Origin of the sequence: Limibacter armeniacum (assembly GCF_036880985.1) — a bacterium.
In the GTDB taxonomy this organism is placed as follows: Bacteria; Bacteroidota; Bacteroidia; order Cytophagales; family Flammeovirgaceae; genus Limibacter; species Limibacter armeniacum.
The window spans coordinates 1,445,993-1,467,156 of record NZ_JBAJNO010000008.1 but is presented as its reverse complement, the minus strand read 5'-3'; the positions used below and the strand labels follow the sequence as shown (position 1 = coordinate 1,467,156).

14 protein-coding genes are annotated in these 21,164 nt (G+C 40.4%); 8 read left to right on the top strand and 6 right to left on the bottom strand.

Annotated elements, in window-relative coordinates; all coding sequences use genetic code 11:
- The first annotated feature begins 155 nt into the window (after positions 1-155).
- The 6 genes from V6R21_RS12065 to V6R21_RS12040 all read left to right on the top strand — a co-directional run bounded on the left by V6R21_RS12065 (position 156) and on the right by V6R21_RS12040 (position 8,344).
- Positions 156-1,457 (top strand): hypothetical protein, encoded by a 1,302-nt coding sequence (locus V6R21_RS12065; protein WP_334243866.1) that lies wholly within the window; start codon positions 156-158, stop codon positions 1,455-1,457.
- A gap of 208 nt (positions 1,458-1,665) precedes the next feature.
- On the top strand, positions 1,666-3,738 hold the full coding sequence (locus V6R21_RS12060) for a M13 family metallopeptidase (RefSeq protein ID WP_334243865.1): 2,073 nt from the start codon (positions 1,666-1,668) through the stop codon (positions 3,736-3,738).
- A 612-nt stretch (positions 3,739-4,350) separates the two neighbouring features.
- A complete protein-coding gene (locus V6R21_RS12055) occupies positions 4,351-4,995 on the top strand; it encodes a glucosaminidase domain-containing protein (RefSeq protein ID WP_334243864.1) in 645 nt (214 codons plus the stop codon).
- 370 nt (positions 4,996-5,365) lie between these two features.
- Positions 5,366-5,713, top strand: coding sequence for a hypothetical protein (locus tag V6R21_RS12050; RefSeq protein ID WP_334243863.1), 348 nt, complete (start codon positions 5,366-5,368; stop codon positions 5,711-5,713).
- A 226-nt stretch (positions 5,714-5,939) separates the two neighbouring features.
- Positions 5,940-7,154, top strand: a complete 1,215-nt coding sequence (locus tag V6R21_RS12045; protein ID WP_334243862.1) for a pyridoxal phosphate-dependent aminotransferase — start codon at positions 5,940-5,942, stop codon at positions 7,152-7,154.
- A 212-nt stretch (positions 7,155-7,366) separates the two neighbouring features.
- Entirely contained in the window at positions 7,367-8,344 is a 978-nt protein-coding gene (locus V6R21_RS12040; RefSeq protein ID WP_334243861.1) for a bifunctional heptose 7-phosphate kinase/heptose 1-phosphate adenyltransferase, read from the top strand.
- A gap of 92 nt (positions 8,345-8,436) precedes the next feature.
- Here the strand turns inward: V6R21_RS12040 and lepB are convergent, their stop codons facing one another.
- The 5 genes from lepB to V6R21_RS12015 form a co-directional block, all read right to left on the bottom strand.
- Positions 8,437-9,600 carry a signal peptidase I gene (gene lepB / locus V6R21_RS12035; protein ID WP_334243860.1) on the bottom strand — a complete coding sequence of 388 codons (1,164 nt, stop codon included), beginning with the start codon at positions 9,598-9,600 and terminating at the stop codon, positions 8,437-8,439.
- Positions 9,601-9,719: 119 nt separating this feature from the next.
- A complete protein-coding gene (gene dapB, locus V6R21_RS12030) occupies positions 9,720-10,442 on the bottom strand; it encodes a 4-hydroxy-tetrahydrodipicolinate reductase (RefSeq protein WP_334243859.1) in 723 nt (240 codons plus the stop codon).
- A 171-nt stretch (positions 10,443-10,613) separates the two neighbouring features.
- Entirely contained in the window at positions 10,614-11,192 is a 579-nt protein-coding gene (locus V6R21_RS12025) for a DUF5683 domain-containing protein (protein ID WP_334243858.1), read from the bottom strand.
- Positions 11,193-11,419: 227 nt separating this feature from the next.
- Complete coding sequence (locus V6R21_RS12020; protein ID WP_334243857.1) at positions 11,420-12,355, bottom strand: ParB/RepB/Spo0J family partition protein; 936 nt, start codon at positions 12,353-12,355, stop codon at positions 11,420-11,422.
- 40 nt (positions 12,356-12,395) lie between these two features.
- On the bottom strand, positions 12,396-13,169 hold the full coding sequence (locus tag V6R21_RS12015; protein ID WP_334243856.1) for a ParA family protein: 774 nt from the start codon (positions 13,167-13,169) through the stop codon (positions 12,396-12,398).
- 301 nt (positions 13,170-13,470) lie between these two features.
- Here V6R21_RS12015 and prmC point away from each other — a divergent pair, with 301 nt between their 5' ends.
- Positions 13,471-14,316, top strand: a complete 846-nt coding sequence (prmC, locus tag V6R21_RS12010; RefSeq protein ID WP_334243855.1) for a peptide chain release factor N(5)-glutamine methyltransferase — start codon at positions 13,471-13,473, stop codon at positions 14,314-14,316.
- A 56-nt stretch (positions 14,317-14,372) separates the two neighbouring features.
- On the opposite strand, the gene V6R21_RS12005 is transcribed toward prmC, so the two are convergent.
- A complete protein-coding gene (locus V6R21_RS12005) occupies positions 14,373-16,136 on the bottom strand; it encodes an AMP-dependent synthetase/ligase (RefSeq protein WP_334243854.1) in 1,764 nt (587 codons plus the stop codon).
- Between the two features lie 420 nt (positions 16,137-16,556).
- On the opposite strand from V6R21_RS12005, the gene V6R21_RS12000 reads away from it, so the two are divergent.
- Entirely contained in the window at positions 16,557-21,131 is a 4,575-nt protein-coding gene (locus tag V6R21_RS12000; protein ID WP_334243853.1) for a S8 family serine peptidase, read from the top strand.
- The last annotated feature ends 33 nt before the right edge of the window (positions 21,132-21,164 follow it).

Genomic DNA, 21,164 nt, shown 5'->3' with positions numbered 1-21,164 from the left:
AGTGAAGTTCTAAACCGCAAAAATCCTATTTTTTTTTCTTTTGAAAAAGAAATAATCGTGAAGGGAGCATAATAACGGAGTGGAAACACTTCAGTTGGTACGTGGAAGTCCTAAAAATCTATTATTAAATCAAAATCAACTTTTTAGATACAATCGTGAGCGTCAACAATATGGTTTTTGAATTTGACATGCCTGATGAGTGCAGTGGAGAAGTGCTTGACCAGTACTTGCAGAGCGGATGGTTTCGTGATGGTAGCCTAATGTCTAGGTATGAACTTATCCATTTCAGAAACAATATCTATTCAGTCGCTCCACTACGTGCTAATCTGGAAACGTTCTCTTTTTCTAAAAACCAGCGTAAGCTGCTGAGAAAAAGTGAAACATTCCAAAAGATCATACGTCCTGTTACATTCTCAGAAAGCAAGGAAGAGATGTATCAGGTTCATCGGGAGCGATTTAAATCCAATAACTCACCCAAAACACTACGAAGTTATTTCCTTGAGGAAGGCAGCAATACTTCACCTTTTGAGACGTGGGAGTTGGAGCTTTATCACAACGAACAGTTGGTCGGTGTCAGTTTCTTTGACATGGGCAAAGATAGTATTTGCAGTATCTTGGCTATTTTCCATCCAGAGTTTGAAAAGAAAAGCCTTGGCATCACCACAATGTTGCTCGAAGTGGAGTTAGCTTTAGCACAAGGTAAAAAGTATTACTATCCAGGCTATGTACTGGACTCCCCTTCTGTTTTTGATTACAAGCGAAGACTGGATGCACTTGAGTTTTACAACTGGAGCAATGAATGGCTCCCACTTGCAGAGTTGGATGGGGTTCGAACTCCTAACCAGCTGATTCGCCAAAAACTCAAGGATGTTCAAAAAATAGCAATGGACTTTGCAGGAATGGATGTCGTTAGTGTCAATAATGAGCAGTTCTTTTACCATATCTGGCACCAGACGTTTGATTTAGCGGATGTGGTTCCTACTCCAATGTATCTGGAGATTAAAACACAATGGGGACATCGCCTTACGATACAATACCATTTCAATGAAGACTATTATACACTGACGCTGCACCATTATTACGGTTTCTTCTATCAAGATAAAGATCCTATAAAAGTCGCTGAGCAGCTTAGACAGACGTTCTGGAACTTAAACCAAATAGCTGAAGTACAGCAAGTCCGCCTTCAGGAGTTGAAAGACTCTATGATTCCTCTTGGACACATAGCTGAAAGTGTACAGTTCTTCAGTAACGGAAACAAAGTGGACGGCTTTATCGAGCTTTGTGTAGAAGGCAAATACCTTACTTTCTATATTTCATACCTGCATACGTCTGGCCAGTATGAAATACACGCTTCCAATGGTGTCCGTGATACACACATCAACAGTTTTAACAACAGAGAAGAGACAATTGCTACACTTATGCACTGGTTAAACCGAAGAAGTCTCAGTACTGTATAAAAGTATAAATCGAAACGCAAAAAGTTAGCCTGACACCATCACTGTAATGGGTCAGGCTTTTTTTTGTCCCTTATTCCACATCGTAATTACACCATACAACCTTTGAATTGACCATTCAGCGAATTTTAGTTTTTCCAGCACTGTTCAACTATTAATATTATCCTCTCAAAAAAACATACTTTTAGTAATAAACTATATAATTAAAACCATGGCAAGCAAAACAAAATGGCTTAAGTACCCAGGAATGGCAGCCGTAGCAGCTGTGCTATTTGCTACTTCTTGTGGATCTCCCGCATCTGATCAAAAAGAAGAAGAACTTACCAGCGCTTTAAAGTTGGTAAATATGGATACTACTGTTTCTCCTTCGGATAACTTCTTCATGTATGTAAACGGAGGTTGGATGAAGCACACAACTATTCCTGCTGACCGTGGTCGTTGGGGAAGCTTTGATGAACTTAGAGATGCAAATGAAACTGTAACACTTGATGTTCTGAAAAGAGCCTCTGATTCACCAAAATTTGCTGAGGATTCTGATGAAAGAAAAGCGGCTAAATTCTATGCTTCAGGTATGGATTCCGTAAATATTGAAGAGGCTGGTATCAAACCAGTCGAGCCACTTCTGCAAAAGGTAGATAATCTTTCCAACAAAGATGGTCTTCAAGACCTAATTACAGAGCTACACCAATATGGTACTCGTGTTTTCTTTGCTCCATATGCATATCAGGATATGAAAAACAGTGAGTTGATTTCACTGTACATTGCTCCAACAGGAATTGGTCTACCAAACAAAGATTTTTATACCAAACAAGATGACAGGTCCAAAGAAGTAAGGGAACTGTACAAAGAGCATATCGCTAAAATGTTTGTATTGGCAGGCTATAATGCTGAAGAAGCTAAAACAGCATCTCACAAAGTATTCGAACTGGAGGATAAGCTTGCTCAAGGCTTTATGACTCCAGTTGAAAGAAGAGACCCAACCAAACGCTACAACCCTCGTACACTTGATGCACTTCAAGAGGAAATGTCTGCCATCGAGTGGAAAAAGTACTTCGAAGCAACACCTGGTTTGGAGACAAAACCTGAAAATGTTGTCCTGACAAATAATCAATACTTTGCCCTTGCCAATGAGGTCCTTGAAAACACGCCTGTAGATGTAATCAAAGACTATATTAAATGGCACATCCTGCATGAGTCTGCCGCTTACTTGAGCAGTGACTTTGTAAATGAAAACTTCGCTTTCTATGGCAAAGAACTCAACGGACTTGAGCAATTGCGCCCTAGATGGAAAAGAGTGTTGGGTGCGACTAACAGTTCACTTGGCTTTGCATTAGGCAAACTGTATGTAGATGAAGTATTCCCTCCTGAAGCAAAAGAAAAAGCGCAGGAAATGGTGGCTGACATTAAAGAAGCTTTTGGCAGAAGAATCAACGGACTTGAGTGGATGACTGATGAGACCAAGCAAAAGGCGATGGAAAAACTAGATTCCTTCAATGTCAAAATCGGCTATCCTGATAAGTGGAAAACTTATGAGAACCTAGAAGTGACTGATAGCTACTTCACCAATGTTTTGAACTCAAGTAAGTTTGAAGTAAACCGAAACCTTGAAAAATTCGGTAAACCTGTAGACAAAACGGAATGGGGCATGACTCCTCAGACGGTTAATGCTTATTACAATCCAAGCTATAATGAGATTGTTTTCCCTGCGGCCATTCTACAGCCTCCTTTCTACAACTACAAAGCTGATGATGCTGTTAACTATGGTGGTATTGGAGCTGTTATTGGACACGAAATCACTCACGGTTTTGACGACAGCGGCAGAAGATATGATGCCAAAGGTCAGATGACAGACTGGTGGACTGCCGAAGACAATGAAAAGTTCAAGGAAAGAGCTAACCAAGTGGTAGAGCAGTTCAATAGCTACGAACCTATTAAAGGTTTGAATGTAAACGGACAGCTGACATTGGGTGAAAACATTGCTGACTTAGGTGGACTTTCTGTAGCGTATGATGCATTGCAACACCGTTATGAAAAAGAAGGTAGACCTGCTAATATTGATGGCTTCACTCCAGAACAAAGGTTCTTTATGTCATGGGCTACTATTTGGAGAACTAAGTCAAGAGAGGCTGCTTTAAGAAACCAGATTCTTACAGACCCTCACTCACCTGGACAGTACAGAGCAAATGGCCCTCTTTCCAATATGGATGCATTTTACAAGGCTTTCAATATTCAGGAAGGTGACTCTATGAGAAGAGAGAATCGTTTCAGAGCAAAAATATGGTAATACAAATAATACCTTTCATTAAAGAGCCAAGGAAACTTGGCTCTTTTTTTGCACTATGAGAAGTTTTCTCTTACCTATTTAAAGAAATTTATTTTTTTTTCATCTTTTTTTGAACGATTCCTCACACAGACAGAACCTTCCTTTAAATGAATTTCAAATCAGACACTTATTATGTTTATTTACTGTGTTATGTGTAATATATTACATTGATAAATCCATTTTACACCTTTTAGATGAAACCCTATTTTTAGTCTTTCTAGCTAGGTTGACTCCTGAATTCACTTTAAAATTTTATATAATATTCGTAACACAATACAATATTTCCTACCATTAACCTGAAGTGAATTTCATGTAAACTTTGATGTTTTTATACATCTTACCCCCACACTTATACGACTAATAACATTGAAAAATCAATATATAATATCATATAAAAACTTGAAAAATCACCATAACACGTTAGTATTCGTTTACTAACCGTATTTTTTTATTCACATCTAATCTTCTACATTTGTTATCACACTAAAAACGAACCGATTTCGTACAAAGCTGAGAATCAGCAATAAGGTGAATTTCAAACATCTTATTATTTACCACCAAACTTATCTATTGATGAAAAAACTTATCTACACACTACCTCTAGTGTTGGGTTTGTTAATCATCCATCAGACAAACGCTTCTTCTTATAGTACAATTTCAGCTAATAGCTTTAAACCGTTTAACGCTGAAAAACAAAGAATGGCTTACATCACACAGTTATTTTACGCTTTTGACCCTGTTTGTCAGAAATACGGTATCAATACCAAAGTGGCAATCACCCAAGCTATTGTAGAGCAAGGATGGATCATGCGTGAAGACTACCGAATCTTCAACATTATGTCTGTTTCTCCAAACAACAGTAAAGTGGTTTATGACCATGGAGAGCGTCGTTATAGAAGATACCGTGTTTACCATTCACTGGAAGAGGCCATAGAGGATTATTGTAAGGTGTTAAGCAGTTACCCTACCTATCGAGCACATGGTCTATTTGAAACTATCGATCCTCACCGCCAGATCAAGGCTATTGTGGATGGAGGTTATGCAACCAATGTGCGTTATGAGGAATTGTCTCTGCGCATCTTGAATGAGTTTGTTTCTCCAATTGTAGATGACCTTAGAACACGTAAAGCACTGTTGAACCAGCAAGGCTTCAAAAAAGAAGCAATATATGGCATCAACCGCAACGATATTATGAGCCTGCGCCTCCCTATGGATTAAGGCTCATATACCGAATAAAAAGAAAGCCCTTCACTTGGAGGGCTTTTTTTTTCCCATGAAAATGCTTAGATTAAATCAACTCAATAAGGCTCTAATTACCCATACACCACATTAGACACCCAAAAAGTCATATTTTCGTATCTCATTTCTCCAATTCGGAAATTAGTAAGCCTTATAACTCTATTAACTGGCAAAACCATTTACTTATAAACCGCCAGCATGCTCTCTTCAGGTAATTGCATAATCAATCACCAGCAACGCAATTACTTTCATGTTAACTGCACGCATACCTTGTCTCCCAAGGCTACCGACATCGAACAGATGTACTTCCCTACACCCTTATCCATACTAAACACCTTACAAATACCCTATGAATTATATCTGTCATTTCTTTTCTATTTTACTATTAACCTGGTTTCAACCGAATGACACCCCTGAAGCCAATTCTACTGTCACCATAGAAATTGTTAGCCCAGAAAGAACTCACCTCAACTCCGTACTAGAAATTTATGATGATGGTGAACTAGTGGTTTCTTATGAATCAGAAGGTGTTATTCGAACAAAGATCCCTATTAAAGATTATAGCTTTCGCTTACTGCACTGTGAGCAAGAATACATCTTCAAGGCCAGCATCTACCAGAATAAGCAACATGTAGTACTGGTAATAGAAGAAGGAGACTGTCAAAAGCTCAAAATGGAAGAGCCTCTTATGATTTAAACCCACCATCAGCCTCCAAAAGGAGGCTTTTTTTAATAGCTTCTCAACCGCCTCTATTAGCTAAAAATAACCCTATTTCATCTCATTTTTGTTAATTTTTTCGTAATCTTACTCCCCGAAAAATGAGCCTTCTCCATATCCATTTATGATAATGTGCTTTCGTCTGATTTTTAATAAGACGCACAAATACAGAAGGCTTCTACATATTATCTATAATATAATTGTGATGAATTCAAATACACCTGCCCTTCAGCTATCAAACAGACTGCTGGCAATGGAAGAGTCTGCTACGCTTGCCATGCAAGTGAAAGCCAGAGAATTGCAAGCACAAGGACATAAAATAATCAACCTGAACCTTGGAGAACCGGACTTCCCTACTCCTCAACATATACAGGATGCTGCAGTAGCAGCTATTCAGGATGGCAAGTACTTCAAATACCCTCCTGTAGCTGGTTATCCTGAACTTCGTCAAGGTATCGCGGAGAAGCTTCTTAGAGACAATGGGTTATCATATACTCCTGAGCAAATTGTAGTCTCGACAGGTGCTAAACAGTCTATTGTTAACATTTTGTTGAGTATTCTCAACAAGGGTGATGAAGTAATTGTATTCACGCCTTATTGGGTTTCATACATTGAGCAAATCAAGTTGGCTGAAGGCACTCCTGTGCTACTTGAAGGTTCTATTGAAAATGACTTCAAACCAAATGCAGAACAACTAAAGGCAGCTATTACACCAAATACCAAAATGGTATTGTTCTCTTCGCCATGTAACCCAACTGGATCTGTATTTACAAAAGAGGAACTGAATGCCATTGCTGAGGTACTGAAGGAGCGTGAAGATATCTATGTAGTTTCTGATGAGATCTACGAGTTTATCAACTTTGAAGGCAAACACAATAGTATTGCGGAGATTGACTATATGAAAGAGAGAACCATTATCGTGAATGGTTTCTCGAAAGGATATGCCATGACAGGATGGAGACTGGGTTATATTGCGGCTCCTTTGGCTATCGCAAAAGCCTGCAACAAGGTCCAAGGACAAGTAACTTCTGGAACTTGTACAATCTCTCAACGTGCAGGACTTGCAGCCATCAATGGACCGATGGAAGCTACAGAAGAAATGAAAAAGGCTTACCTGAGAAGACGTGACCTTGTAAAAGGAGAGTTAGATAAAATCAAAGGTATCAAGACCAATAAACCTAAAGGTGCATTTTATATTTTCCCTGATGTTAGTGCCTTTTACGGCAAGTCTTTCAATGGGAAAGTGATCAAGGACTCAAATGACCTTGCCATGTACCTGCTGAATGAGGCACATGTTTCTATTGTTTCAGGTGCGGCATTTGGAGCGCCAAACTGTATCAGGATTTCATTTGCAGCTGCTGATGAAGATCTGAAGAAAGCTTGTGAACTGATCACTGAGGCTCTTGGAAGACTTAGCTAATACCAGTCAGAATAAACTATAAAAGAGACCTGTCTATACTGGGCAGGTCTTTTTGTTTCTTAAAATCAGGTTGCAGAACTGTTAATCAATTCATATGGGTTGCAATTCATAAGTCTGATCTTATAAATTTGCTGACTGTTTCATTTTAGGTAGTCAAAAGTGGATAATTCCTTCTTGACTTCCTTATTTCAAACTATAAACTAGACTACACCTTGACTATAGAAAAGACATTTGAGGAATTCAATCGCCTTAAAGTCCTGATTATAGGTGATGTAATGGTAGACTCATATATATGGGGAAAGGTTGATCGCATTTCTCCAGAAGCTCCTGTTCCTGTCGTCAACACAACGAGACGTGAAAACAGGTTAGGGGGTGCTGCCAATGTCGCCAAAAATATACATGCATTAGGAGCTACACCAATTCTGTGTTCAGTCGTAGGAGATGATGAGGATGGTATAATCCTTAAAAAACTTATGGAGGACATCGGTATTCCTACTGATGGTATACTGCAAAGCAAGCAACGTAGGACTACCGTAAAACACCGTATTTTGGCTGGCTATCAGCAAATGATGCGAATTGACTCTGAGGACACTCATGACATTGGGCATGAAGACACTGATATGCTGATCAGTAAAGTCAAGTCGCTGGCAGAAGCAGCTGATGTTATCATCTTTGAGGATTACGACAAGGGCGTATTACACGAAACGGCAATTCAGGAAATTATCCATTTTGCCAATGAAAGGGGTATACCAACAACTGTTGACCCTAAAAAACGTAATTTCCTAAGCTATGCAGGCGCTACACTATTTAAGCCGAACCTGAAAGAGCTTAGAGAAGGAATGAAAGCTGACTTCACTGGAGATGTAATCTCGGATGTAAAAGCTTCTGTTACTGCTCTTAAGCAACAAATGGATGTAACCAATGCCATGGTTACCCTATCAGAGCATGGAGTATACATCACTGACTTTAATCAGGAGTATCATATCCCTGCCCATAAACGCGAGATTTCGGATGTATCTGGTGCTGGTGATACCGTGATTAGTATTGCATCAGTCTGCTTGGCTCTAGGTATGTCTATTGATAAAGTTGCAGCGGTTGCCAACTTGGGTGGCGGACTAGTATGCGAGCACCTAGGTGTTGTACCTATTGATAAGAAAAGACTGCAAGAAGAAGCCCGTAAAATACTATAGCCTAAAAGGCATAGATACTTAATAAAGCAAAAAGGTTGAGCAAGTAAGTTGCTCAACCTTTTTTATTATAAAACCAATCAGCTATAGATAGCTTAATCGATAATATTGAAAATTCTATCCCAACGGATACCTTCAGGTCCCATTGACATCCAGATCATCAGTGCTTTACCAATGATATGGTCTTCAGGAACAAATCCCCAATAGCGTGAATCTTCCGAGTTATGACGGTTATCACCCATCATAAAGTAATAGTTCTGCTTGAATGTATAAGCATTGATCTGGTTACCATCAATAAAGATCTTACCATCTTTTACTTCTACATTCTTATTCCCTTCATAGCGCTGAATTGGAATTTGATAGAGTAATGTATTTTTCTCATTCAGTTCAATTGTATCTCCTTTCTTTGGAATGTAAATCGGTCCGAAGTTGTCAACACTCCAGTCCAGCTTATCAGTTCTTGGATAAATTGCTGAATTGTAATTGTTTTCTCCTTTAGGGTATTCTACAGGTTTCACTTCTGTTACAAAGTCAAACTGCTCAATCTTTTCAGCTACTTCTTTAGAAATAGGAACTACGTAAGTCTGTGTTCCATTACCGCTTCTTACAGGGCTCAATGAGTAATCAACTATATCTCTTCCACCATTGATTCCTGACTGGTATTCGTAAAGACCATATTCTTTCAAGAATCTTTGGCTAGGAACCTGTGACATCGTAATCTCATAGCCAACCTGAGAGTCCTCAGGAGTTTCTGAAGCTTGTCCGTTGATAAATACCTGATGGTGTCTTACCTCCAAAGAATCACCCGCCACACCAACACAACGCTTAATGTAGTTGAGTTTCAAATCTGATGGATGACGGTCTTGGTCCCAGTTATTGTATGGATCAGGAGTATTGAATACCACTACATCACCTCTCTTCACTTCGGAAATGCCCGGAAGTCTGTATTGTGGCAACTGAATCCAATCCAGATAAGAAGGGATATCAGTACCCCAAATGGTTTGATGCGTCAAAGGCACCTGAAGAGGAGTCTTTGGTGTACGAGGTCCGTAATGAATTTTACTTACAAACAGGAAGTCTCCCACCATCAGCGTTTTCTCCATAGAGGCTGTTGGAATGGTAAACGCTTCAAAAAGTGCCCAACGAATAATAGTTGCAGCAATGACTGCAAACAGGATTGCATCCCACCACTCACGTAAGGCGCCTTTCTTCTTTTTGCCCTGTTCCTTATCTTCTGTTTTTTTCTTTAATAAGCTCATTGTTTTCGCAGTTAAACACAATCAGTCAGCTTGCAACTGATTATCGATAAATGGATTATCCAAAAATTTGATCTACAAAAAGTAATCTGCTATATCCAAAACCAACAAACACCAAGCTACTAGAAGCCCAGCATATCTTGCATAGAAAGAATTCCTTTCTTGCCTGGAAGCCACTCTGCAGCTACTACAGCTCCTAATGCAAAAGACTTGCGGGTATGTGCTGTATGCTTGATTTCTATCTTGTCCATTTCAGACTCATAGACTACCTCATGGGTACCAGGTACATCAGGCTCTCTCACGGCAGCAATTTCAAGGATATTTTCCACTTGACTACCTTCACCTTTCAGGCTCCAGTTTTCAATACGATCCAGGTTGTCAATCACACCTTCTGCCAATGTAATCGCTGTTCCGCTTGGTGCATCCTTCTTTTCTGTATGGTGAATTTCCTCCATTGATACTTTATAATCAGCATGGGGGTTCATCAACTCTGCCAAACGATTGTTCAGTGCAAAGAAGATATTAACTCCCAAGCTGAAGTTCGATGCCCAAAAGAATGCTCCGTCCTTTTCAGCACAAAGCTTCTCAACGTTTTCACGTCTGTCCAACCAACCTGTTGTACCACTCACCAATGGAATTCCTTCTTCCAAACAAGCAGTAATATTGTCATAAGCTGCTGAAGGCTCTGTAAATTCAATGGCAACATCCACTTCTGACTTACTGAAATCCTTAATTTTGGCTTCGGTAGATCTATCAACAATCCCAACTACTTTGTGTCCTCTTTCAGTTAGAATCTCTTCGATTGTCTTTCCCATTTTACCGTATCCAATCAGCAGTACTCTCATCTTTCTTTCGCTCTTTTATTGTTTTTGAATTCTTTATTCTGATACCACATCGTATGTAATACCCTGTAATCCTTATTGAATATACGGCTAAGTATAAGCAGGATTTACATTATTATTTCTTAAAAAATGTTAGATCATTCTTACACCTCTCCACTCCTACTTCCAATCACCTCAGTGTTTAAAGTTAAAAGCAAGCGTCAGTCCCATCGCAGGGTTATTAAAAGGGCCTCTAATCAAAGCTGGCTTCACAACACCTGACAAGTCCTCACTTACATCAAACCTCTTCAAATGGGCATCAACGGCAGCATCAGCAATATTAAGCCCATACCACAGGAACATGATAATGGTGTAGTAATCCTGATCTCGACGGAAGTTATCCCGTCTTGTTTGAAAACTATCAGCCGTCAGCCCTTGAAAACGTTCAGGAATCAAGGCATCGTTCTGAGGGTCTCCATCGCTCAAATAAGTATAGAAGTTTCTTGACTCTATATAGTTAACATGGTTTTCTTTCACCAGCCAACCAAATACCGCAAAACCTCCATAGATAATTGGCACCTTCCAATATTTCTTGTTTTGGATCTGACCAAGTCCAGGTAATATAGCAGACGCTAAAGCCCTTCGGCTTGGAGTATGCAAGCGTTCATGTTGTGGCTTAGGAGGCTTCTTCTCTTTTTGCTTCTTAACCTGTGTATTTTTCCCTTTCTCGGTCACTTCATATGTATTCTGAGCAAATGCTACTTGCCCCGCCATACATAATACCAGTGAAAGGCACGCTCCTATCAGTAAATTTGCAGGAATCCTCAAAATTCTCATGCTAGGCTGAATAATGAATAAATAGTTATCAGGTAATTATAGGCACTTTTCAAGTGCCTTGCATTAATGCGACAAACCTGTTGCAATACATTATGACTGCAACAGGTTCATTATTATCATCTTACCTAGTTTCAGGCAAGTGTTCATCAATATCACTACTTAAATTAGCTGTATTTCAGCAATTCAAGAATTCTATTCAAATCATCTTTGGAATGGTAAGGAATCTTGATTTCTCCTTTTTCCTTACTATTGGCAGCTACTTTTACTTGAGTACCAAAATGTGACGAAAGCCCGCTCTGAAGTCTGCTCAATTCAAAATCCAATGGATTAGCCTCCTTGGCCTTGTTCTTGGCTTTCAAAGGGTCTTTTCCTTGAATAATATCCCTTACCAGTTCTTCTGTCTTCCTTACTGAAAGGCTTTCCTTTACAATTTTCTCGTAAAGGGCCAACTGCAATTCGATGCTTTCCACATTCACTACCGCCCTTGCATGTCCCATTGAGATTTCTCTAGCTTTCAATCCATCCTGAATTTCAGGCGGTAATTTCAGCAATCTCAAGTAGTTGGTCACGGTAGAACGTTTCTTACCAACACGATCCCCAAGCTCTTCTTGCTTCAAACTACATTCTGAGATCAAACGCTGGTAACTCAACGCTACCTCAACAGGGTTGAGGTCCTCACGCTGAATATTTTCAATCAGCGCCATTTCAAGCATCTGAACATCGGAAGCAGCACGGATATAGGCAGGAATTTTCTCCAGTCCAGCCAGCTTTGATGCTTGCAACCTTCGCTCACCTGAAATCAGCTGATAAGCGTGATCATTTACTTTTCTAACTGTAATCGGCTGAATAATCCCCTGCACCCTAATCGAATCTGCCAATTCTCTAAGTGCATTCTCCTCAAACTCCAATCGGGGTTGATAAGGGTTACGCTCAATGGCAGCTACAGGAATTTCGTCCATTTTCTCCACAACCTGCTGTTGTACAGCAGATACTTTCTTCTCCTCATTTCCGTGATTTTTCACAGGAGCAGAATCCCCCAATAGGGCTCCTAGCCCTTTTCCCAATGAAGTCCTTTTTTTCAATGTATTCTTCTCAGCCATAATGATTCACAGTATCCCCTCACCCGGTGAAAAGGCTCGGTTATGCTTTAATCTGATTCTTGTCAATAATTTCCTGTGCCAGATTCAGGTAACTTACAGCACCTTTGCTTAGCGCATCGTGGGCAATTACAGGAAGTCCGAAGCTTGGTGCTTCGCTAAGCTTGATATTTCGAGGAATGATCACATCAAATACCAAATCACCGAAGTGCTCACGCACCTCTTCCACTACCTGATTCGACAAACGCAGACGTACGTCATACATCGTCAATAAGATTCCTTCCACCACCAAATCAGGGTTCAACCTTGATTGGATAATCTTGATTGTACTCAATAGTTTACCTAGCCCTTCCAATGCAAAGAACTCGCACTGAACAGGCACAATCACGGAGTCTGCTGCTGTAAGCGCATTAACTGTAATCAGTCCTAGAGAAGGAGAACAGTCAATGATAATAAAGTCGTACTTGTCTTTTACACTTTCCAACACGCGTAACATTCGGATCTCACGGTCCTCAATGTCAATCATCTCCACTTCAGCTCCTACCAGATCAATATGCGAAGGAATAATGTCCAGATAGTCGTATTCAGTTGGTTCAATAATCTCCTCAATCTCAACCTCGCCTACAATACAGTTATAGATACTGCTGCGGTTCTCCTTTGGGTCAAAACCCAAGCCTGAAGTCGAATTGGCCTGAGGGTCCGCATCCACAACCAGCGTATTGTATTCCAAAGCAGCAAAGCTTGCTGCCAAATTCACTGCAGTAGTAGTTTTTCCGACACCACCTTTTTGGTTGGCTATAGCGATTATCTTCCCCATTATACTCTTAAGTCGTAAAATATAGTATTGCGTTACAAATATAGACAATCATTACTAAGGTAACTTAATTTCCAAATATATCCTCTTTTCGGGAAATAAAGTGATTTTTCTTAGTAAAGATTTAAGAAAGTCAAGTTCTTCCAACACAATAACATCCCCTAACATTATGACCTGCTTCTTTCTCTCTTGCAAGAGGTTTGTATATTTGCAAGGTGTGGCAAAATAGTACTTTCCAAATAAATTATACTTATTCAATATACAAGTCAGGCGCTCTTTGCTACCAATTTCAATACCAAATCTTATGAATTCAAAAGAAATTTTTGATCAGCTGTCTCAACAGCTCTCTAGCAAGTTCGACAATAATGAGGCAAAACAAATGGCCTTTATCCTGCTTGAAGACCTTTTTGATGTTGCGAGAACCAAAATCTTGGCTCATGCTGATATTGAGGCAGACACTTCTGTACTTCAAAATTATGTTGACAGGCTTCTGAATGATGAACCTTTACAGTATTTGTTGGGTAAAGCAGACTTTTATGGCAGACCTTTTATTGTCAAGCCTGATGTATTGATTCCACGTCCAGAAACAGAAGAACTGGTTTATCGAATTGTGGAAAGACACAAAATGGCTCCAAACCTGAACTTGGTGGATATTGGTACAGGCAGTGGCTGTATTCCTATCACAGCAGCACTTGAGTTGCCGAAAAGTACAGTTTGGGGTATTGACATAAGCGAAAAAGCCTTGACTGTTGCTGCTGAAAATGCCAAGCTGTTACAGGCTAATGTAACTTTTGTTCATAAAGACATTCTGAATGAAACACTCGAAGAGTTGCCAAAGATGGATGTGATTGTGAGCAACCCTCCATACGTAACAGATAGCGAGCGAGCATTGATGAAACCCAATGTACTTGCCCACGAACCTGAATTGGCGTTGTTTGTACCAGACCATGACCCTCTTCGCTTTTATAGAAGAATTGCTACATTGGCTACCAACCAACTAAAAGATGGTGGCTGGCTATATTTTGAAATCAATGAGCAGTTTGGACATGAGACAAAACGGATGATGGAAGAACTTGGTTTTAAACAGGTTGCCATTATGCAAGACATGCAAGGAAAAGACCGAATGGCTGAAGGCTATTGGAGTGCTTAACTTGATAAAGCAAAACAGGCATCGGGAAAAATCCTCGATGCCTGTTTTATAAAAATCTATATATACATCTCTTCAATTTCCCGCTTGTACTTTTCATCAATCACACGCCTCTTCAACTTCATTGTCGGGGTAAGTTCTCCTGTTTCTACAGACCATAAATCCGCCAACAAGGTATATTTCTTAATCTTTTCCCATTGGGCAAACTCCTCGTTCAGCCTCGCCACTTCCTTATCAACTTTCTGCTTGATGTCCTTATTGAAAACCATTGCTGCATCAGACGTATAATGTATTCCTTTGTGCTCACACCAATCTCGTAACGCTTCAAAATTTGGAACAATCAAAGCAGAAGGGAACTTTCGATCATTCCCAATGACGGCAATCTGCTCAATAAAAAACGATTCCTTGAACTTGTTTTCCAATAGCTGTGGCGCTATATACTTTCCTCCCGAGGTTTTGAACATCTCTTTTTTCCTGTCTGTAATTTTCAGGAAACGCCCTTCTACCATCTCTCCAATATCACCGGTATGGAACCACCCATCACTGTCAATAGCTGATGCAGTAAGGTCAGGTTGCTTATAGTAGCCCATCATCACATTCGGGCCTTTACACAGTACCTCTCCATCAGAAGCAATTTTCACCTGAACTCCTCCAATCACTGGTCCTACCGTTCCTACCCGAACCCCTTCTTTAGTCACTAGGTTTGCCGCTATTACTGGAGATGTCTCTGTAAGTCCATACCCTTCACAAACTTTTATTCCAGCAGCCCAAAACACCCTAGCCAACCTAGGTTGCAAAGCCGCAGCTCCTGATGTAATCGCCTTTACATTGTTACCAAGCGCCTCCCGCCACTTACTGAATACCAATTTGTCAGCTACTTTAAGCTGTGCATTGTATATACCACCCATCTCTTTGCTCGGTTCATATTTCAGACCTAAGTTCAGCGCCCAAAAGAATAGCCGTTTTTTAATCCCTTTCAAGTCCATTCCTTTGGACACTATCTTATCATAAATTTTTTCGAGTAACCTCGGAACGGTCGTGAATATATCAGGCTTCACCTCTTTCAGGTTATCACCTATTGTTTCCAAGTTTTCTGCATAATATACAGAGGTACCTAAATACAAATAGAGATAAACACCTGTCCGTTCATAAATATGGCAAAGCGGCAAAAAGCTCAAGGCCCTTGATTTCCCCTGCTCCAACGGCAATATGCCACTAACCGCGATGGCATTGCTGACAACATTACGATGAGATAGCATCACTCCTTTTGGTCTGCCCGTTGTTCCCGAAGTATAGATTATGGTCATCATATCATCTTCCTGAACAAAATCTTTCAGAGGATCCAATTCCGATGGGTTCCGATCTTGGCCAAGTACTGCAATCTCTGCCCAATATCGGGCTCCTTCCACTTTTTCGTAACTATAAATCTCTTTGATGAAAGATAGCCCTTCAGCTGCTTTCTTGGCTTTTCTGAATATATCTTCGTTAGAGACAAAGATCATTTTCACTTCTGCATGATCAAATATGTACCGGTAATCTTCTACTGTAATAGTAGGGTACATTGGTACACTGACAGCTCCAATCTGCTGAAGAGCAAGATCAGTGAAATTCCATGCCGGTCGGTTTTCTGAAATAATGGCAACCTTATCTCCTCTTGCAATGCCAGCCTCCAGAAAACCAAGGCTCATTTTATTGACAACATCAATGACGTCCTGCGTACTGAAACGCTTCCATTTTCCGTCAATTTTATAGGCAAAACAATCAGATTTCGGATAAGTCTCTACTTGATAATACAAGAAATCAAAAGCTCGTTTCAGTTCCATATCACTTAGTGTGATTACATTTTTACATTCACTTCTAAAATGGACTTTACTTATTTTCCTAATAAATAAAGCACGCTATATATAGCTACAGAAAATAATGAATGAATCCCTAAAGACATAGTGTTATAAGCAGCATCACCGCATAATACAGCAACATCATTGAGATAAATCGTTAATTTGTATTAATACGGGATTCAATGCCGATTGAAGGACAATAAGAACTAATTTTATTCCAATAAGATCTCTCGTTATTTTTTGTAAACTTTCCTGTATAAGAAACAATTACATCTTATCTTAATAATGGGTTCACATTCAATTTCTTCCTGAACCCTCCTCACTGCAATAGACTCTCTGAACTACCTCCAGACTTTCCCTGAAATAACCATCAGGATTCCCGAACCTTATTTCTTTCTCCTGATTATGCGCACTCGGTATACCATTATCTTATGTCTGCTACTTCTATATATTCAAAAACCTGCGATTTCACAGGTTTCAACTTTCTACATCAAACTCCAGTCAGACTGTCAGCTACCAACCCCTTATGCCAGCTTTGCAGCTGTACTTGCAGAAAGGCTTTCTCCGGAATATTGCGCTCACCTTTTCGCTCACAACGCATCAGCATCACTCCCTTTGGATAACTACTGGAAGCTTCAGCAAATGCAATCCTATGGCATTGACAACCTTTATGAAGTGAGTATTAACAATAAATCGTTAGCTGAAGTCCAAAAGCTTTTAAGTAACATAGATTGTATAGCATATATAGAAGAAGTACCTACCAATCTCCCACTGGCAACTATTCCATCTGACTCTTTGCAAGACAAAGAAGTCAATGTACTCTGTCGCCTATACGATGCTTGGGATATATCTCAAGGAAGCAGCCAGACAATTATTGGCATTGTGGATACTGGCGTTGATTTAAGTCATCCAGACCTGATCAACAAATACTATTACAATGTCAGTGAAATGTTGGGACAAGATGGCGTCGACGATGATCAAAATGGCTTTGTAGACGATTCTGTAGGCTATGATTTTGGAGACGGTGACAATTACCCACAAGTCACCAACCACGACCACGGAACTGGCGTAGCAGGATGTGCAGCTGCCCAAACCAACAACCTGACAGGTATTTCAGGAACAGGGTATAACTGTCGGTTCATGCCCGTAAAAATTTACAACACTGAATCTGGCGCCCTTATCAACACTATGGAAGCAGTAATATATGCCGCTACCAACGGATGTCAGATTGTTAACCTTTCTTGGGGAAGAAAAGGCGGTTACTCTGCCACTGAACAAGCTATTTTCAACTACCTTACTGAATCACACGACGTACTCTTTGTCGCAGCTGCTGGCAATGATCCCTCAAAAGAGGAAGATTGGTACCCTGCCTCTTACGAAAACGTCATCTCTGTAACAGGCGTTGACAATAACCTGTCTCATACCTCATTCAAGTATAGTCCATATATTGATGTAGCAGCCATTGGATATGGTATCAGGATTTTGGTTCAAGGGAATAAATACAGTATTAGTACAGGAAGCTCATATGCCAGCCCAATTGTATCAGGGATTGCAGGACTTGTCAGGAGTCACTTCCCTGACCTAAGTGCCAAGCAAGTTGCCCATCTGTTACGTAATACTGCTAACCCAGTCATCTACCAGCAGAGCAGTGAGGAAAAAAAAGGCAAAATAGGAAAAGGATTGATTGATGCCTTTGCGGCACTTACCCAAGTGGACGACGTTATGGGAGTCAGTGGCGAAAATCTGGATTTTTATACTGCCAACCGACGCAGGGCTATACAAGATCAGGATACCATCTCAATCAGTTTCGATTTCACCAACTACCTGTCAGCATCGTCTGAAGACTTAAAGGTTACCCTTTCAACAGAAGACAGTGCATTCACTGTACTTTCATCTACTTTTCATATTGGCAAGCTCGAGAAGTTGGCAAAAATCAGCAATGCTGCCTTGCCTTTTCTGGTAAAACTTCACTTGCAAAACGGACAACAATTGGCTAGCCGGTATCGCTTCAAGCTGACATTTGAGGATGCGACCAACAACTTCTTTGATGAGCAGTATTTCTTACTAAGACCCGGCAACAGGGCTGAAGTTTATTACCTAAACCAATTGGCTGGCATTTTTGACGCTGACGGGACCATTGGCACTCAAAAAGGCATTTACCTACAGCCTCAAGGTCGAACAGGTATTAGCTATCTAGCTACTTCCCAAATGAGTCTGGTATTCGCCCAATCTGCCCAAAAAGTTTCTGACCGGATTGATGCTTCGGATGCTGACCGTAACAGTGACTTTGTCACAGTCTCACCTATTACGGTCTCTATTAACGACTCTATTCGTTCCTTGACCATGACCTATTCTGACAGAAGTTCTTCAAACAGCAATGCTTCCAACCTCCTGATTAAACAAACAGTCCATGCGCCTCAAAACGATGCTGTTTCACAATCTTTCATTGTAGACCTTGAAATAACAAACCAAAGCGATTCCGTGATTGACACCCTCTATACAGGTCTGCTGACAGAGTGGGCTCAATCCGGAAAAATCAAATGGGATCAAGACCATCAGTATGCCGTTTTCACTCAAGCTGACGCTCAACTGTTTGCGGGCATCAAAATTCTTAATGGTTTTCCGGAAGGAGTTCCTCCTTCTTTTCACGCATTCTCCAAAACCCTGCCTTCTAGTATTGTCAACTTGAATGATGGACTTTCTGATCAAGAAAAATTCAATATGCTTGCTTCGGGAATTTCCACTACCTCATTTTCAGGAAACAGTGAAGATCAAGTGTTCCAAAACATCGGCACTCTTATTACTCAACTCTCTCCTGATGAAAGTCGTCATATTGGAATTTTAATTACAATAAGTGACAATTCTGAAGCTGAAATGGTTCCTCAGCTTATGCGAGTGGATCAAATGGCGCAACAAATCCTAAAAGCGCCAAAGCCTTACATACCTCCTATTCAGGCTTGCAACAACTTGGATGTAATGCTTGCTCCTGAAGGAGAAAGTCCTTTTGCATTCTATGAGGAAGGCGAAGAAACGAAGTTGTTGCATGTTGGAGAAACGTACCAACTGAAATACGATTCCAGCAAGCAATATTTTGTTGCCAGCATCGGGCAAGTATTCCCAAGTGATACTGTTCACATTCAAGAAGACACGTCTGTATTCAACCCTAAAATCAATATTTCTGCAAGAGGGTTGATGTGGAGTTTCTCGCATAACCTTCAGGATCTCCAATCATGGGAGTGGGATTTTGGAGATGGCATTGTAATCAAGGATGTAAAAAATCCCATCCATAAGTACTTTCAGAATGGCGAGTACAATATCAAGTTCACCTATACAACCTCATTAGGTTGCCAGTTCGTGATACTAAAACAGATACTCACAGGCAAAACTTCTTCTTGGACAGACCTAGGTTGGCTAAATGGGGTTGTTCCTGACTCTCTCACAGATGTTCATATTATGTCTGACAAACCTGTCCCTTCCTTCTCCAGCAGTTCGATTTACCTAAAGGACAGTTTTCAATTAAATATTCCTGAAGGTGTCACTATCAATGTGAAGGGCAACTTTGTCAACCACAGCACAGCTCAAATCGCAGTCAAAGGAAAAGGCGTTCTTCACTTTTCAGATGCATTTCCACAGCATATTCTCGAAAAAGCCACTTTTGATTGTAAAGTGGTTATAGGTTCTGAAAGTCTGGTTAATACAAGAGACAATCTTTTCTTCACTGAAACGGGAGAACTGTTGCACCAACAAACAGCTAATCTACAAGGAACTGTCACCTTCCAGATTCGGAAAAACCCCAATCTTCTTAGTCTTCCAGTCAAGCCTACCACCCAACTGAACGACAGGGTGACCGCTTTTAATGAAGCCACCAAAAGCTGGGAGTTTACATCCCTTGATTTGCTACGCACTCAACATCCAGGGTTTTATTTTGACAGTGAAAGTACCTTTCAAGTATCAGGAACACCGCTTACAGACTCATTAACGACTCCAATCACCTACACCAACCAAGGTGGACAAGGCATTAACCTGATAGGAAACCCTTACCCTGCCACAATCAGTGCTTACCAACTATTACAGCACCCTCAGAACACACACCTGAATGGTTGCCTTTGGCTATATGATGAGAACCAACACGACAGTCCTCCGAACTGTTTTCGCAGCATCAGCCTACTTGACCTGTATACCGATGGTGATCAACTTATCTCTCCGGGGCAAGCTTTCTTTGTAAAAGCTTCGACTGACAGAGTGGTTACTTTTCAGAATGAACTAAAAACACACCCAAGCAAGCTGCATTTCCCTGAGGATCTTAAGACTGTCAAACTGGTTTTGTCAGAAGGACAAATTCAAAGAAGTGATGCCTTAATCGGCTTTTCGAATACATTTTCATTGGGAAGAGACTTTGGAATTGACACGGAAGCTTTACTTCTTAAAGACACCCCTTGGTCCTTGTACATTATCAATGACGCTGTATTTAAAAGTCGCAGTGGAGTTCCTTTTCCTAAGACCAAAACCTCTTTCACCTTCCAGAGTAAAGCTCCCAAAGGAAAAGTATGCGCTCTGCAACTTCTACAATCCGATTGGCTTTTCAATGATTGGCTTATCGTATTGGAGGATATAGAGCGTCAAGAGGAAATGGTCCTTTCTGCACACCAGCACTATACTTTTCAGCAGAATGCAGATATCCATACTTTCCGTCTCAACTTTATTCCAAAAGTTGTCAATGAAATTTCGATTAAAAAGCAGACACAGTTAAAAGTAAGTGGTTCCTCTGCCTTAACACTACTGGAGTTTCCTTCTGAATTTCGGGACTGTACACTACACATCTATGACCTGCAAGGGAAAAAGATTTTGGATGGTTTACCTGTTACTTCCAATAATCAACCTATCAGGCTGACGCTACCGCTTAAACCATTCCAATGTTACCTTTTCCAACTTATCAGTGAGCAGCAAGTCTCAACACTAAAAGTTGTCTTTGCTCAGTAAAGCGTATTGCTTGGCTTCAGTATTTTCCTTATT

What these genes read in the sequence shown, in the direction of transcription:
- V6R21_RS12060 (WP_334243865.1), top strand. Translation starts at nt 1,666, where the DNA reads ATGGCAAGCAAAACAAAATGGCTTAAGTACCCAGGAATGGCAGCCGTA.
- V6R21_RS12055 (WP_334243864.1), top strand. Translation starts at nt 4,351, where the DNA reads ATGAAAAAACTTATCTACACACTACCTCTAGTGTTGGGTTTGTTAATC.
- V6R21_RS12050 (WP_334243863.1), top strand. Translation starts at nt 5,366, where the DNA reads ATGAATTATATCTGTCATTTCTTTTCTATTTTACTATTAACCTGGTTT.
- V6R21_RS12045 (WP_334243862.1), top strand. Translation starts at nt 5,940, where the DNA reads ATGAATTCAAATACACCTGCCCTTCAGCTATCAAACAGACTGCTGGCA.
- lepB (WP_334243860.1), bottom strand. Translation starts at nt 9,600, where the DNA reads ATGAGCTTATTAAAGAAAAAAACAGAAGATAAGGAACAGGGCAAAAAG.
- dapB (WP_334243859.1), bottom strand. Translation starts at nt 10,442, where the DNA reads ATGAGAGTACTGCTGATTGGATACGGTAAAATGGGAAAGACAATCGAA.
- V6R21_RS12025 (WP_334243858.1), bottom strand. Translation starts at nt 11,192, where the DNA reads ATGGCGGGGCAAGTAGCATTTGCTCAGAATACATATGAAGTGACCGAG.
- V6R21_RS12020 (WP_334243857.1), bottom strand. Translation starts at nt 12,355, where the DNA reads ATGGCTGAGAAGAATACATTGAAAAAAAGGACTTCATTGGGAAAAGGG.
- V6R21_RS12015 (WP_334243856.1), bottom strand. Translation starts at nt 13,169, where the DNA reads ATGGGGAAGATAATCGCTATAGCCAACCAAAAAGGTGGTGTCGGAAAA.
- prmC (WP_334243855.1), top strand. Translation starts at nt 13,471, where the DNA reads ATGAATTCAAAAGAAATTTTTGATCAGCTGTCTCAACAGCTCTCTAGC.
- V6R21_RS12005 (WP_334243854.1), bottom strand. Translation starts at nt 16,136, where the DNA reads ATGGAACTGAAACGAGCTTTTGATTTCTTGTATTATCAAGTAGAGACT.
- V6R21_RS12000 (WP_334243853.1), top strand. Translation starts at nt 16,557, where the DNA reads ATGCGCACTCGGTATACCATTATCTTATGTCTGCTACTTCTATATATT.